Source organism: Kitasatospora sp. NBC_01287 (genome assembly GCF_026340565.1).
Taxonomy (GTDB): Bacteria; Actinomycetota; Actinomycetes; order Streptomycetales; family Streptomycetaceae; genus Kitasatospora.
In genome coordinates, this window is sequence record NZ_JAPEPB010000001.1 from 5,988,326 (window position 1) to 6,001,964 (window position 13,639).

The window sequence follows — 13,639 nt, forward strand, 5'->3', positions numbered from 1 at the left end:
CATCGCGGCAGTCGTCCTCGAGGAGAGACCTGTGACCATCGTCGAGAATCCGGCCCACGCCTCCGGGCCGGCCGCAGCCGAGCCGAAACCCCCGCTGGAGGTGCTGCGCGCACTCTTCGCCGAGGGCGCGTTGACCCGTGACTTCACCGCGGCCGCCGGTCCGCTGGCCGAGCTGGCCGCGGGCGAGAAGGCCCCGGTCGAGCTGGTCCGGGCCGGGGCGCTGCTCTCCCGGCTCGACCAGGAGGCGGTGCTGGCCGCCGCCGAGCAGGACGGCCGGCGCGTGGAGGTGCTCAGGGTCGCGGTGACCGGGCACTCCACCCTGGGCACCCTGACCGCCCCGCTGACCGCCGAACTCGCCCGCCACGGCATCCTGCTGCGGGCCAGCAGCGGCGACTTCGACGCCTACCTGCGCGACCTGCGCGACACCGACAGCCACCTGTACGCCGAGGGCACCGACCTGGCGCTCTGCGTGCTGGACGCCCAGGTGGTCTTCGACGAACTGCCGCAGCCCTGGCTGGTGGAGGACCTGGAGAAGGCGGCCGCCACCAAGCTCGCCCAGCTGGGGCGACTGGTGGAACGCTATCTGGAGCACGGCGCCGGCACCCTGGTGCTGAACACCGTGCCGCTGCTGCGCACCCACACCCACCAGCTGGTCGACCTGCGCTCGCGCAACCGCCTGTCCATCGCCTGGCGGGAGTTCAACACCGGACTGCTGCGGCTGGCCGAGCAGCACCAGCGGGTGCACGTGATCGACCTGGAGCCGCTGGTCGCGATCGGTGGCCCGGTGAACGAGCCCCGGATGGCCTCCTACGCCAAGGTCAACCTCGGCGACGAGCTGCTCACCCGCTACGCCCGCGAGGTCGCGCACCTGGGGCGCACGCTGCGCGGTCGGGCGAAGAAGGTCCTGGTGCTGGACGCCGACAACACGCTCTGGGACGGCGTGCTGGGTGACGACGGCTTCGACGGCATCGCCGCCGCCACCACCTTCCGCGGCGAGGCCTTCGGCAACTTCCAGCGGGTCGCGCAGCAGCTCGGCGCGCAGGGCGTGCTGCTCGCGGTCAGCAGCAAGAACGACCAGGACGCGGTGCTGAAGGTGCTCCAGGAGCACCCGGACATGGTGCTGCGGGACACCGCCTTCAGCCGGATCAACGCCAACTGGCTGCCCAAGGACGGCAATCTGCGCGACATCGCGGCCAAGCTCAACCTCGGGGTGGACAGCTTCGTCTTCGCCGACGACTCACCCTTCGAGTGCGGCCTGGTGGCCAGCAGCCTGCCGGGCGTCGCGGTGGTCCGGCTGGACGAGGAGCCGGCCCTGCACATCGAACGGCTGCTCGCCGACGGCTGGTTCGACGTGCCGCAGCTGACCGACGAGGACCGGATCCGGTCCGCGCAGTACCGCACCGACTCGGCCCGGCAGGAGCTGCAGGACGCCGCCACCTCGGTGGAGGAGTACCTCGCGCTGCTCGGCGTGGTGGTCAAGGTCGCCGCGGTCGGCCCGGGAGACATCGCCCGGGTCTCCCAACTGACCCTGCGGACCAACCAGTTCAACCTCACCACGACCCGGCTGCAGCCGGACGAGGTGCAGGCCAGGGCGGCCGACGCGCGGCACCTGGTGCTCTCGGTGCGCTCGGCCGACCGGTTCGGCGACAACGGCGTGGTCGGCGCGGTGTTCGCGCACCGGACCGGTGACCGGCTGGACATCGACAACGTGCTGCTCAGCTGCCGGGTCTTCGCCCGCGGCATCGAGCAGGCGGCGCTCGCCACGGTGCTCGCCCACGCCCGGGAGCAGGGGGTCACCGAGGTCCACGCGAGCTACCGCCCGACCACCAAGAACAAGGGGGTGCGCGACTTCTACCCCTCGCTCGGCTTCGCCCCGGTCCCCGATCAGGACGGGGCCTCCGATCAGGACGGGGCCTCTGGGCAGGACGGCGCCCTCGCCTTCCGCCACGACCTGGCCGACCTGCCGGAGGTCCCCGGTCACCTCCGGCTGGAGGTCGACCTCGCCGCCGCCGCTGACCCCGCTGCCGCTGACCCCGCTGCCGCTGACCCCGCTGCCGCTGACCCCGCTGCCACCGTCCTCGCCGCCACTGACTCCGCTGTCGCCGGCTCCACCAGAGAGGGATTCAACTCATGATCACCGAGACCGACTTCATCCGCATCGTCCGCGACGAACTCGCCCTGCCGCTGAACGGCAACGACCTGGACGGCGACCTCGACGGCGTGGTGAGCTGGGACTCGCTGCACATGCTCAGACTGGTCTCCGCCGTGGAGCGGGAGACCGGCAAGCGGGTCCCGGTCGGCCGTCTGCTGGCGGACCGCAGCCTGCGGGCGATCTACAACCGGGTCGCCGAGGTCTGAGCCGCGGCGCCGATCACCGGGGCCCCGTCTGTCGCCGGCCACCGCACTGCTCGCGAACGGCAATTGGGGCCGCTCCCGGTCTGCGCACCGCTCTTCATCCCTGCTCCTACCACTGTTCCTGTCCCGATCCCTCGGGCGCGGTGCACGCCGCCGCCCCGTCCACCCCGGCTGCCCAGGCCGGCGCGACCCGCGCCGGCCTGGGCAGCCGAGCCCGTTTCACCAACCCCTCCCGAAAGGCAGCGATCATGCGCAAGACCATCGGCCATATCGCCTCCGGTCTGTTGATCCTCGAGTTCTCCATGTCCGCGATCAGCATGATCGCGGTCATGAAGGTCGCGGTGGACCGCTTCGACACCCTGACCCGCAGCACGCCCGGACACGGGGTCATCGTGCTGATCGGCGTGCTCGATCTGCTGGGGGTGATCGGCGCGGTGGCCGGCTTCCGGCGGCCGGCTGCGGCGGTCGCGGCCGGCGTCTGGTTCGCCCTGCTGAGTGGTGGCATCCTCTACCGCCAGCTCAGCCACGGCGCCCACGGCTCCGAGTTGATCTCCTACTCGCTCTTCCTGGCTGCGGCGCTGGTGATGATCGCCGCGCGCGCCGCGGCGCTGCGCGGTCGGGGCGGCGCGGCCCGCTCCACCATGGCCGCTGCCGGTGCTGCTCCCTCCGCCGCGCGGTCGGTCGGCGGTCAGCGACGGGTCAGCGCGTCGCGCCGCGGTTGAACACCGTGCGCGCCCACAGGTAGCCGACCAGGGTGAGCCCGAGGCACCAGGCGATCGCCGCGATCGCCTGGCCGCCGATCGGGGTGCCGGTCAGCAGGCCGCGCAGGGTCTCGATGATCGAGGTGAAGGGCTGGTACTCGGCGAACCAGCGCAGCCCGCTCGGCATCGAGGACGTCGGGACGATCGCGCTGCCCAGGAACGGCATGAACTGCAGCGGCAGCGGGATGTTGCTGGCGGTCTCCGGGGTTCGGGCCACCAGGCCGATGGCGGCCGAGAGCCAGGTGAGTCCAAAGGTGAGCAGGGTGAGCAGCCCGGTGGCGGCCAGCCACTGGGTGGGCCCGGCGGTGGGCCGGAACCCGACCAGCAACGCGACACCGATCACCACCGCGATGCTCACCATGGTCTGGATCACGCTGCCTATGACATGCCCGGTCAGGAAGGAGGCCCGGGAGATCGCCATGGTCCGGAACCGGTTGACGATGCCCTCCGTCTTGTCGACGCAGACGCCGACCGCGGTGACCAGGGCGCCCGAGGTGGCGGCCATTAGGATGATGCCGGGTGCGACGTAGTCGATGTAACCGGGGCCGCCGACCGCGTGGCCGGCCAGGCCGTTGATCCCGTTGCCCAGCGCGGTGCCGAAGGCGTAGGTGAAGAGCAGCAGCATCATGACCGGCATCGCGGCGACCGACAACGTCAGGGACGGGTAGCGCAGCGCGTGCTTCAGGTTGCGCCGCAACATCGTCACCGAGTCGCGCGCGGCGTAGGACAGGGCGGTCATCGCACGGGCTCCGTCGCGTGCGGATGGCTGGGGGCGTGGCGGCCGCCGCCGGTGAGGGTGAGGAAGACGTCGTCCAGGTCCGGGGTGTGTACGGTGAGCGACTCCGCCTCGATCGATGCGCTGTCCAGCGTCGCCAGGACAGCGCGCAGCGCGGGGATGCCACCGTCACCGGGGATGCGCAGGGTGAGCGCCTCCTCGTCACGACCGGCCCGGTCGAAGAGCGCGGCCGCCGCGTCGAGCCGGCCGGGATCGGCGAACCGCAGCTGGAGGTGACCGCCGGGGATCCGGTGCTTGAGTTCGGCCGCGGTGCCCTCGGCGACCAACCTCCCGTGGTCCAGCACGGCGATCCGGTCGGCGAGTTGGTCGGCCTCCTCCAGGTACTGCGTGGTCAGGAAGATGGTCACGCCCTCGGCGCGGACCAGTTCGCGGATGATCTCCCACATGGTGCGCCGACTACGCGGGTCGAGCCCGGTGGTGGGCTCGTCCAGGAAGATCACCCGGGGGTCGCCGACCAGGGTCATCGCGAGGTCGAGCCTTCGCCGCATGCCGCCGGAGAAGGTGACGGCGGTCTTGCCGGCCACCTCGGTCAGCTCGAAGCGGTGCAGCAGCCCGGCGGCGCGTCGGCGGCCCTCGCGCCGGTCCAGGTGGTGCAGGTCCGCCATCAGGAGCAGGTTCTCCTCTGCGGTGAGCAGGTTGTCCACGGCGGAGAACTGGCCGGTGACGCCGATCGCCGCTCGCACGCCGTCCGGGTCACCGGCGAGGTCGTGGCCGGCCACCTGGGCCGCACCGGAGTCCGCCGGGATCAGGGTGGAGAGGATCTGTACGGCGGTCGTCTTGCCCGCGCCGTTCGGCCCGAGCAGGGCGAAGACGGTGCCTTCGGGAATGAGCAGGTCGATGCCGTCGAGCACCAGCTTGTCGCCGTAGGACTTGGTCAACCCGATGGCGGTGATCGCCGACGCGCGCGCGGTGGTGGGACCGGTGCTGGTCAAGAGCTTGCTCCTTTCGCAGCGTACGAGGTGTGCGGGATGGCTCGTGGGACGTGGTTCGGATCAGGCCCGGTGGATCGTGATGTCGCCGAGGCCGGTGCGGGCCCGCACCTCGGCCCTCTCGTCCGTGGCTCGTGGGCCGTCGGTGGGGCCGAGCGCGTTGTGCACTCCGCCGAGGTTGGTGTTGAGGTCGAGCCAGGCGGCGGTCGACTCGCGGATGCCCAACTCCAGGTCGCCGGCGCCGGTCTGCAGCAGGATCTGCCCGCGTGCCACCTCCCCGATCCGGATGTCGCCGTGGGCGGACTTGGCATCGACCCCGGCATGCGCGACGCCGACCACGATCCGGCCGTTGGAGGAGTGCACCCGCAGGTCGCCGATGACCTCGCCGATCACCGTCTCGCCGTTGAGATTGCGCACGGTCGCGGTGCCGGCCACCTCGCCGACCTCGATCCGGCCCGAGCCGGTGATCTCGGCAGCGCCCGCCGCACGCTCCACCCGGACGGTGCCGTGACCGGTCTTCAGTTGCACGCGGTCGGCCTGGTCCAGCCGGATGTCACCGGCCGAGGTCTTCAACTTGCAGTCCCCGAGGTGGCCTTCGGCGACGAAGTCGCCCATCGGCGAGTTGCCGTGCACGGCGGAGCCGTCGGGCAACGCGATGCTGATGTCCAGCGAGCCGCTGCGGCCGAAGAGCGAGCGCTTGCGGGGGCCCTTGATCAGTACCGTGCCATCCGCGCGGCTGACCTTGGTCTGCTGGGCGGCCCGCACATCGACCTCCTCGGCGGGGTTGCTGGGCAGCACCGTGATCACGGTGTCGGTGCGCTTGCTCGCGGTGATCCGCACCGAACCGATGTCGAACTCCAGGGTCACGGAAATCGGTTCAGGGGTGTCGAATTCAGGCATGGCTGTCTCGTCCTCTCGGCTCTGCGATACGTTCCCGCTGGTTGGCGCGCGGGCGCGCGGGCGTGGGTGAAGGTGAGTCTTGGGTGACCGTGCTGTGGCTGTGGCTGTGGCTGTGGCTGTGGCTGTGGCCGTGGCCGTGGGCGTGCTGTGGGCGAGGCAGCGTCGGTCAGCGGACCCAGCCGGTGTAGCCCTGCTGGCCCCAGTGCCGGGTGGTGCCGGTCGAGCGACCCTGATCGGCGGGCTCCAGGGCGAGGGCCACGGCCCGCACCAGCCAGGCGTTGACGGAGAGGCCCTCCTGCACCGCCGCGTCCTCGACCCGGGCTTTGAGGTGGGCGGGCAGTCGGAAGTTGATCCGGGCCGTGCCGCTCTCCTCGCCCTCCGCGGCTGACCCCGGCACTGCCGCCGGTGGTGCCACGAGTGGTGCCACCGGTGGCTCCGCCGGTGCGTCCCGTTGGCCGAAGGCGAGTTGGGCCGGTGGTGTCACCACGAACTCCGGATCCAACCCGCGCAGTCGTACGTCCACCGAGCCGGGTGCCAGGTCCAGTGTCACCTCGCCCATCGCGACGGAGAGCGCGTTGAGCAGGACGAGGCGGGCAGCCGACTCCAGCGGCGCGGTCAGCCGCTCGGCCAGCGCCCTGGCTTCGTCGCCACCCGCGGCCGCGGCCACCGCGAGTTCGTGCCGGAGGTTGTCGACGTACGGAGTGAGGTCCATGGCGCCATCATGGCACACGTGTGGCGCCATGGCGAGCACCATGGCGCCAAGCGGGTGCCATGATGGCGCTGACTGGCCAGGCCTGGGCTCAACTGGTGCAACTGCTCGATAACGATGGCCGGATGCCGTTGCGGAGCCCGGCTGATCGGACCATGATCGACTCTGGCTGTCCCGGCAGCCCCGCCCGTCTCGGGCATCCCAGAAATCCCAGTCGTCTCACGCGTCCCCGCCGGCGCGTCACCCGCCCGACCGCCCTGACCACCCCGCCCGCCCGCCTGTCAGGAGCAACCCGTGCCCACCGCGCACCCCCTCCGCACCGCCGTCAAGGCACTGCGCGCGCATCCGCGCCTGCTTCTCCTGGCCGCTCTCGCGGGTGCGCTCCTCGCTGTTGCCGCCGCCGCGGTCGCTCTCGCCGTGCTCGGGCCGGCTGCGCCGCCCGGTGGCGCCGCCGTCCTCGGGGGCGTGGGCGCGTTCCTCCTCCTGCTCGTCGCGACTTTCCTCAGCGCTGTGCTGATCTGCGCCGCCGACGACGCGCTGGCCGGCCGCCCGGTCGCCATCGGGGTCGCGTTCGCTCGGGCCGCCGGCCGACTGCCGGGGATCCTCGGGTGGTCGCTGCTCGGCGGCCTGCTGGTCGCCGCGGGGGCGCTGCTGGACCGGGTGCCGGTGGTCGGGCTGGTGCTGGAGAAGGTGTTCGGCGTCGCGCTGGGGATGCTCGGCTACCTGGTGCTGCCGGCCATGATGATCGACGGGCTGGGGGTCTTCGCGGCGCTCGGTCAGGCCGGGCGGCAGGTGCGGCGCAGTGCCGGGGCGCAGGTGCGCGGCACGCTCTGGACCATGCTGCCGCTGCTGCTCGCACTGATACCGGCCGCGGTGGTGTTCATCCTCGCCGTCGAGTCGGACAGTCACGCGCTCACCGTGCTGGCGGTCGCCGGGGTCGGCGGCTGGCTGTCGCTCGCCGCGATGTTCAGCATGAGCCTGTCCGGCCTCTTCCGGACCCTGGTCTACCGGGGCACCCGCACCGCCGCCGCGGCGTAGGGGTCGCGTAGGGCGCTCGGCGGTCGCGGGTCCCGCGCCCCGCCGGGCGGACAGGTCGAACAGCGGACAGGCCGAACAGGGTGTGGCGCACGGCGAGTGCCGTGCGCCACACCCCTGTTCGGCGTTCCGGGTCAGGAGTCGGCCGTCAGGCCGTACCCCCGGCCCGCGAGATGATCATGATCAGGGCGCAGGCCAGGAAGAGGGTGTAGGGGATCAGGTCCTTCCCCTTGTCGCCGTGGGTCACCTGGCGGTAGACCACGAAGCCGCTGAGCAGCGCGAAGAAGGAGCCGGCGGCCACCGCGGGGGCGGTCTGCCAGAAGCCCTGGATCACGCCGACCACGCCCAGCAGGTCGAGCAGGCCGATCATGACGATCACGTCGCGGCGCGGCGGGGTGCGGGTGAGCGAGGTGAAGCGGTCGACCGCCACCTGCATCGCGGGGATGTTGGCGATCGCGGAGAGGCTGAACTCGAGGATGAGGATGCCGGAGGCCACGGCGCCGAGAATGCGCATGGTCGGTGGTCCTTTCGGGATTCTTCGAGAACGGAGAACGTACCTGGGGCGGACGGGCGGCAGGAGCGGACGGACGCCAGGAGCGGTCAGCCGGTCAGGCAGTCAGCCGGTCAGCCGGTCAGCCGGTCAGCCGGTCAGGCGGTCAGTACCAGGGAGCGGTCAGGCGGCCGGCGCCATCGCCTTGGCCACCGCCTCCTCGCTCGGCTTCAACCCGCGGAAGCCGATCACGCCGGTGACCAGGCTCAGGCCCGCCCAGATCAGCAGCACCGCGAAGCCGCGGTGCAGCGCCTGGGTGAGCGCCTCGCCCGGCTGCACGCCGTGCGCCATCAGCTGCGCCGCCCGGGACTGCACGGTGGTCGCGGCCACTGCCAGACCGAAGGCGCCGCCGACCTGGGTGGCGGAGTTGAGCAGGGCCGAGGTGGTGCCCGCGTCGTCGGGGGTGGCCTCGTAGGTGCCGACCACCGGGGTCGGGATCAGGCAGAAGAGCAGGCCGACGCCGAGCAGCGCGGTCACCGGCATCATCAGCGACCAGTAGTTGCTGTCCGGCTTGGAGTTCAGCATCAGCAGGATCATGCCGATGAGCAGCACGGTGCCGAAGACGTAGAGCACCATCGGGCCGGTCTTGGGGATCAGCTTGGAGACCACTCCGGCAAAGATGATCATTGCCAGGCTGGTCGGGATGTAGGCCAGGCCGGTGCGCATCGGGCTGTAGTGCTGCACGCTCTGCATGAAGAGCGGCAGCATGAAGAAGGTCGGCAGCATGAGGCCGGCCGTCAGCAGCTGGCCGAGCCCGGCGGAGACCAGGGTGCGGCGGCGGAAGAGGTGCATCGGGAGCAGCGGGGCGGGGCTGCGCAGCTCGATCATGACGAACGCGCCGAGCAGCACGATGGCGGCGGCGAAGGAGCCGAGGGTCAGTCCGTCACCCCAGCCGCGGGTGGTGGTGCAGGTGATGCCGAAGACCAGCGAGAGCAGGCCGATGGTCGAGGTGACCGCGCCCAGGATGTCGGACTGCGGACGGGGGCCGACCCGGTTGGCCTTCGCGATCAGGAACGGGGCGGCGATCAGCAGGATCACGCCGACCGGGATGTTCAGGTAGAAGGCCCAGCGCCAGCCGATGGTGATGATGGCGCCGCCGAGCAGGGTGCCCAGTGCCGCGCTGACGCCGACCACGGTGCCCCAGATGCCGAAGGCCTTGGTGCGCTCCTTCGGGTCGGGGAAGCTGGTGACCAGGATGGACAGGGCCGCCGGGGAGACCGCCGCGGCGGCGATGCCCTGCAGGGCGCGGGCCCACAGCAGCTCGGTCTCGCTGTGCGCGATGCCGGCCAGGAACGAACCGACGGTGAACAGGGCCAGGCCGGTCATCAGCACGGTGCGCCGGCTCAGGATGTCGGTCAGCCGGCCACCGAGCAGCATCAGCCCGCCGAAGAGCAGCACGTACACGCTCATCACCCACTGCAGCCCGGTCGGCGACATGTGGAAGGCGGTCTGCAGCTTGGGGGTCATGACGTTGACGACCGTGGCGTCGAGTCCGACCATGAACTCCGCGAACGAGACGACGATCAGCACCCACCAGCGTCGGCTGTCGGAGGGAGTTCCGGTGGCCTCGACCGTCGCCCGTGGTGCCTCGACCGTCGGCTTCTTCTCGACGATACTCACGATTGCTCCTCAGTCTCCTATGGGTGCGTACGGCGGGTGCGCGTGGACCCGATGAACCCGGTCACAGCCTGCCCGGCCCGACTTGAGCAGCCCTCGAAGTACGGCGGAGGCGATCGGCCGCGGAGGTCGTGGTGCGGAGCCCGGGGTGCGGAGCCTGAGGTGCGGAGCTCGGGGTGCGGAGCTCGGGGTGCGGAGCCGGCCGGAAACGCCGGAAGGCCCCTCACAGATGTGAGGGGCCTTCCGGCTGTCGGTGCGCCGCCAGGGACTCGAACCCCGGACCCGCTGATTAAGAGTCAGCTGCTCTAACCAACTGAGCTAGCGGCGCCTGCTGACGCCGAGAACATTACCTGGTCAGCAGCCGATTCTCCGAATCGACCTCCGGCGCGCCGACCCCCTCTCCGCTGGTTTGTCATATCTACACTCACTCTGTCCGATGATGGCCGACTCTGCCCTGCTCTGATCTGCTCCGCTCGGCACCGGGAAGCTCCGCTCGGCGCCGGACAGCGCCGGACAGCGCCGGACAGCACCGGGCGGCACCGGGCGGCACCGGGCGGCACCGGGCGGAGCAGGGTGCCGTGGCGGACAGGACCGAAGAGGAGAAGCCCGTGGGCCAGCTGTCCCTGCTCTTCCTGGTCCTGCTCGCCTCGGTGGTGACCATGCCGCTGGCCCGCCGCACGGGGGTCCCGCAGCCCATCCTGATGACGGTGCTCGGCCTGGCGATGGCGGTCATCCCGCAGATCCCGAACGTCGCGGTCGACCCCGACCTGATCCTGCCGCTGGTACTGCCGCCACTGATCTTCGCGGTGGCCCGGCGCGCCTCGCTGGCCTACTTCAAGGCCAACCTGCGCTCGATCCTGCTGCTGGCCGTCGCCCTGGTGGTGGTCACCACCACGGTGGTCGCCGCCGCCTTCCACCAGCTGGCGCCCGAGCTGCCGCTGGCCGCCGCGGTGGCGCTCGGCGCGCTGATCTCGCCGCCCGACCCGGTGGCCGCGGTGGCGGTGGCCGGCAACGTCGGCCTGCCCCGGCGGTTGGTGTCGATGCTGGAGAGCGAGGGGCTCTTCAACGACGTCACCGCGATCGTGGTCTACTCGCTGGCCGTCGAGGCGGTGGTCGACGGCGACTTCTCGGTGCCGCACGCGTTGCTGCGCTTCACCCTGTCCGCGGTGGTGGCGGTGGCGATCGGGGTGGTGCTCGGCTGGTTGGTCACCAAGGTCGCCGCGCTGCTCGACGACCCCACCCAGCAGGTGGCGCTCAACCTGCTGGTCCCGTTCGCCGCCTACACGCTGGCCGAGGAGACCGAGGGCTCCGGCGTGCTGGCGGTGGTGGTGGTCGGGCTCTACCTGGCCGACCGGGCGGCCGACGCCGACGACGTCTCCTACCGCCTGGTGGGCGGCGCCTTCTGGGAGATCGTGGAGATCCTGATCACCGGGGTCGCCTTCGGGCTGATCGGCCTGGAGCTGGCCACGGTGCTGAAGGACGCCGGATCCGGGTGGCACTCGATGCTGGGCGAGGCGGCCGTGGTGATCGCCGTGGTGGTGCTGGTCCGGCTCGTCTGGCTGCTGCCGGCCGCCTGGATCTCCAAGCGGCTGAGCCGGGGTGAGGACGACATCCCGATCAGCTGGCGGGAGACCGTGGTGCTCTGGTGGTCGGGCATGCGCGGGGTGGCCACGGTGGCGCTCGCGCTGGCGATCCCGCTCACCACGCACGCCGGGGCCGACTTCCCCGGGCGCGGGCGGATCGTCTTCATCGCGTTCAGCGTGGTGCTCTTCACGCTGCTGGTGCAGGGCCTGTCGCTGCCCTGGCTGGTCCGGCGGCTCGGCATCGACCCGCACCTCGACCTGCGCGAGCAGCAGGAGCGCCGGCTCTGGGGGCGTGCCGCCCGGGCGGCGCTGGGGCGGCTCGCCGAACTGGAGGAGCAGGATCACCTGCCGGTTGAACTCGTGGAGAAGCTGCGGGCACGCCAGCATGACCGCCTGGCGCGGCTCTGCCCCGAGGAGTACGAGGAGGAGGAAGCCGCCGAGGTCCGCCAGCGCGTCTCCAACCTGCGCAGACTGCGCTCCCTCGAACAGGAGTTGATCGCAGCCTCGCGGCGCGAGATGGTCGAGGCGCGCAGCGAGCCGGGCGTCGATCCGGCTCTGGTGGACCAGGTGCTGCGCGGGTTGGACCTGCGCTCCGAGCGGAAATGACGGCACTGCGTCAGGTGCTGGTGGCGCCAGGCGCCCTGACCGTTCCGTAGGCTGGTTTCGCGCTTCCGGACCGATTTCGAGGAGAGACCGATGCCCCAGGCCGACGGCCGTACCCCCCTGGACCGAACCCCGCAGTGGGCCGCCCTCGGGAAGCACCGCGAGGAGCTCGGCGAGCGGCACCTGCGTGAGCTGTTCGCCGACGACGCCGAGCGCGGCAGCCGCTACACCCTTCAGGTCGGCGACCTCTATGTGGACTACTCCAAGCACCTGGTCACCGACGAGACCCTGACCCTGCTGCGCGAGCTCGCCGAGGCCACCGACGTGGCCGGCCTGCGCGACGCGATGTTCCGCGGCGAGAAGATCAACGTGACCGAGGACCGCGCCGTCCTGCACACCGCGCTGCGCGCCCCGCGCGGTGCGGTGATCGAGGTGGACGGCGTCAACGTGGTGCCCGAGGTGCACGCGGTCCTGGACAAGATGGGCCGCTTCGCCGACCGGGTGCGCAGCGGCGAGTGGACCGGCCACACCGGCAAGCGGATCAAGAACGTCGTCAACATCGGCATCGGTGGCTCCGACCTCGGCCCGGCGATGGCCTACGAGGTGCTGCGCCCCTACAGTCAGCGGGACCTGACGGTCCGTTTCGTCTCCAACGTGGACGGCGCCGACCTGCACGAGGCGGTGCGCGACCTGGACGCGGCCGAGACCCTCTTCATCGTCGCCTCCAAGACCTTCACCACGATCGAGACCATCACCAACGCCACCTCGGCGCGGGACTGGCTGCTGGCGCGGTTGGGCGCCGGCCAGGAGGCGGTGGCCAAGCACTTCGTGGCGCTCTCCACCAACGGCCAGGGCGTCTCCGACTTCGGTATCGACGTCGAGAACATGTTCGAGTTCTGGGACTGGGTCGGCGGCCGCTACTCCTACGACTCGGCGATCGGCCTCTCGCTGATGATCGCCATCGGCCCGGAGCGGTTCCGACAGATGCTGGACGGCTTCCACCTGGTCGACGAGCACTTCCGCACCGCCCCCGCGGCCGAGAACGTGCCGCTGCTGCTCGGCCTGCTGGGCTTCTGGTACGGCCAGTTCTTCGACGCCCAGGCGCACGCGGTGCTGCCCTACTCGCACTACCTCTCCAAGTTCACCGCCTACCTGCAGCAGCTGGACATGGAGTCCAACGGCAAGTCGGTGCAGCGCGACGGCACCCCGGTCGGCTGGACCACCGGCCCGGTGGTCTGGGGCACCCCCGGCACCAACGGCCAGCACGCCTACTACCAACTGCTGCACCAGGGCACCAAGGTGGTCCCGGCAGACCTGATCGGCTTCGCCGAGCCGGTCGCGGAGCTGTCCCAGGGCCTGGCGGCCCAGCACGACCTGCTGATGGCCAACTTCTTCGCCCAGGCCCAGGCCCTCGCCTTCGGCAAGACCGCCGAGGAGGTCCGCGCCGAGGGAGTGGCCGAGTTCCAGGTCCCGCACCGCACCTTCCGCGGCAACCACCCGACCACGGTGCTGCTGGCCCCGGAGCTGACCCCCTCGGTGCTCGGCCAGCTGATCGCGCTCTACGAGCACAAGGTCTTCGTGCAGGGCGCGATCTGGAACATCGACTCCTTCGACCAGTGGGGCGTCGAGCTCGGCAAGGTGCTCGCCAGGAAGATCGAGCCGGTGCTGCTGACCGGTGAGGGCGCCGAGCAGCTGGACAGCTCCAGCGCCACCCTGGTGGCCAAGTACCGCACGCTGCGTGGTCGCTGACCAGTAGCAGTAGCAGTAGTAGGAGCAAGAGTGGTGGCAGGTGGGCCCCGGA

General features: G+C 71.2%; 12 protein-coding genes and 1 tRNA gene. 6 read left to right on the forward strand and 7 right to left on the reverse strand.

Going from position 1 to position 13,639, the window contains the following annotated elements:
* The first annotated feature begins 31 nt into the window (after nt 1-31).
* The 3 genes from OG455_RS25950 to OG455_RS25960 all read left to right on the forward strand — a co-directional run bounded on the left by OG455_RS25950 (nt 32) and on the right by OG455_RS25960 (nt 3,077).
* A complete protein-coding gene (locus OG455_RS25950; protein ID WP_266297631.1) occupies nt 32-2,134 on the forward strand; it encodes an HAD family hydrolase in 2,103 nt (700 codons plus the stop codon).
* A complete protein-coding gene (locus OG455_RS25955; RefSeq protein WP_266297633.1) occupies nt 2,131-2,358 on the forward strand; it encodes an acyl carrier protein in 228 nt (75 codons plus the stop codon). Before OG455_RS25950 ends, OG455_RS25955 begins: the two co-directional genes overlap by 4 nt.
* A 245-nt stretch (nt 2,359-2,603) precedes the next feature.
* On the forward strand, nt 2,604-3,077 hold the full coding sequence (locus OG455_RS25960) for a hypothetical protein (protein WP_266297634.1): 474 nt from the start codon (nt 2,604-2,606) through the stop codon (nt 3,075-3,077).
* On the opposite strand, the gene OG455_RS25965 is transcribed toward OG455_RS25960, so the two are convergent.
* The 4 genes from OG455_RS25965 to OG455_RS25980 form a co-directional block, all read right to left on the reverse strand.
* Nucleotides 3,055-3,855, reverse strand: a complete 801-nt coding sequence (locus tag OG455_RS25965) for an ABC transporter permease (protein WP_266297635.1) — start codon at nt 3,853-3,855, stop codon at nt 3,055-3,057. The two genes, OG455_RS25960 and OG455_RS25965, sit on opposite strands and share 23 nt — an antisense overlap.
* Nucleotides 3,852-4,844 carry an ATP-binding cassette domain-containing protein gene (locus OG455_RS25970; protein ID WP_266297637.1) on the reverse strand — a complete coding sequence of 331 codons (993 nt, stop codon included), beginning with the start codon at nt 4,842-4,844 and terminating at the stop codon, nt 3,852-3,854. The genes OG455_RS25965 and OG455_RS25970 overlap by 4 nt, the downstream gene beginning before the upstream one ends.
* Nucleotides 4,845-4,904: 60 nt before the next feature.
* Complete coding sequence (locus OG455_RS25975; protein ID WP_266297639.1) at nt 4,905-5,741, reverse strand: DUF4097 family beta strand repeat-containing protein; 837 nt, start codon at nt 5,739-5,741, stop codon at nt 4,905-4,907.
* Nucleotides 5,742-5,907: 166 nt separating this feature from the next.
* Entirely contained in the window at nt 5,908-6,453 is a 546-nt protein-coding gene (locus OG455_RS25980) for a hypothetical protein (protein ID WP_266297641.1), read from the reverse strand.
* Between the two features lie 291 nt (nt 6,454-6,744).
* Here OG455_RS25980 and OG455_RS25985 point away from each other — a divergent pair, with 291 nt between their 5' ends.
* Nucleotides 6,745-7,488 (forward strand): hypothetical protein, encoded by a 744-nt coding sequence (locus OG455_RS25985; RefSeq protein ID WP_266297643.1) that lies wholly within the window; start codon nt 6,745-6,747, stop codon nt 7,486-7,488.
* 145 nt (nt 7,489-7,633) lie between these two features.
* Here OG455_RS25985 and OG455_RS25990 read toward each other — a convergent pair whose 3' ends face one another.
* The 3 genes from OG455_RS25990 to OG455_RS26000 all read right to left on the reverse strand — a co-directional run bounded on the left by OG455_RS25990 (nt 7,634) and on the right by OG455_RS26000 (nt 9,980).
* Nucleotides 7,634-7,999, reverse strand: coding sequence for a DoxX family protein (locus tag OG455_RS25990; protein WP_266297645.1), 366 nt, complete (start codon nt 7,997-7,999; stop codon nt 7,634-7,636).
* Between the two features lie 159 nt (nt 8,000-8,158).
* Nucleotides 8,159-9,655, reverse strand: a complete 1,497-nt coding sequence (locus OG455_RS25995; protein WP_266297646.1) for a DHA2 family efflux MFS transporter permease subunit — start codon at nt 9,653-9,655, stop codon at nt 8,159-8,161.
* Nucleotides 9,656-9,906: 251 nt separating this feature from the next.
* Nucleotides 9,907-9,980, reverse strand: a tRNA-Lys gene (locus OG455_RS26000).
* A 280-nt stretch (nt 9,981-10,260) separates the two neighbouring features.
* Here OG455_RS26000 and OG455_RS26005 point away from each other — a divergent pair.
* Together OG455_RS26005 and pgi are read left to right on the forward strand one after the other, a co-directional pair.
* Nucleotides 10,261-11,841, forward strand: a complete 1,581-nt coding sequence (locus OG455_RS26005) for a Na+/H+ antiporter (protein WP_266297648.1) — start codon at nt 10,261-10,263, stop codon at nt 11,839-11,841.
* Between the two features lie 90 nt (nt 11,842-11,931).
* Entirely contained in the window at nt 11,932-13,587 is a 1,656-nt protein-coding gene (pgi, locus tag OG455_RS26010; RefSeq protein WP_266297650.1) for a glucose-6-phosphate isomerase, read from the forward strand.
* Nucleotides 13,588-13,639: the final 52 nt, after the last annotated feature.

Excerpts from the sequence above, each read along its gene's own strand:
- OG455_RS25955 (WP_266297633.1), top strand. The coding sequence starts at position 2,131 with ATGATCACCGAGACCGACTTCATCCGCATCGTCCGCGACGAACTCGCC.
- OG455_RS25960 (WP_266297634.1), top strand. The coding sequence starts at position 2,604 with ATGCGCAAGACCATCGGCCATATCGCCTCCGGTCTGTTGATCCTCGAG.
- OG455_RS25965 (WP_266297635.1), bottom strand. The coding sequence starts at position 3,855 with ATGACCGCCCTGTCCTACGCCGCGCGCGACTCGGTGACGATGTTGCGG.
- OG455_RS25975 (WP_266297639.1), bottom strand. The coding sequence starts at position 5,741 with ATGCCTGAATTCGACACCCCTGAACCGATTTCCGTGACCCTGGAGTTC.
- OG455_RS25980 (WP_266297641.1), bottom strand. The coding sequence starts at position 6,453 with ATGGACCTCACTCCGTACGTCGACAACCTCCGGCACGAACTCGCGGTG.
- OG455_RS25990 (WP_266297645.1), bottom strand. The coding sequence starts at position 7,999 with ATGCGCATTCTCGGCGCCGTGGCCTCCGGCATCCTCATCCTCGAGTTC.
- pgi (WP_266297650.1), top strand. The coding sequence starts at position 11,932 with ATGCCCCAGGCCGACGGCCGTACCCCCCTGGACCGAACCCCGCAGTGG.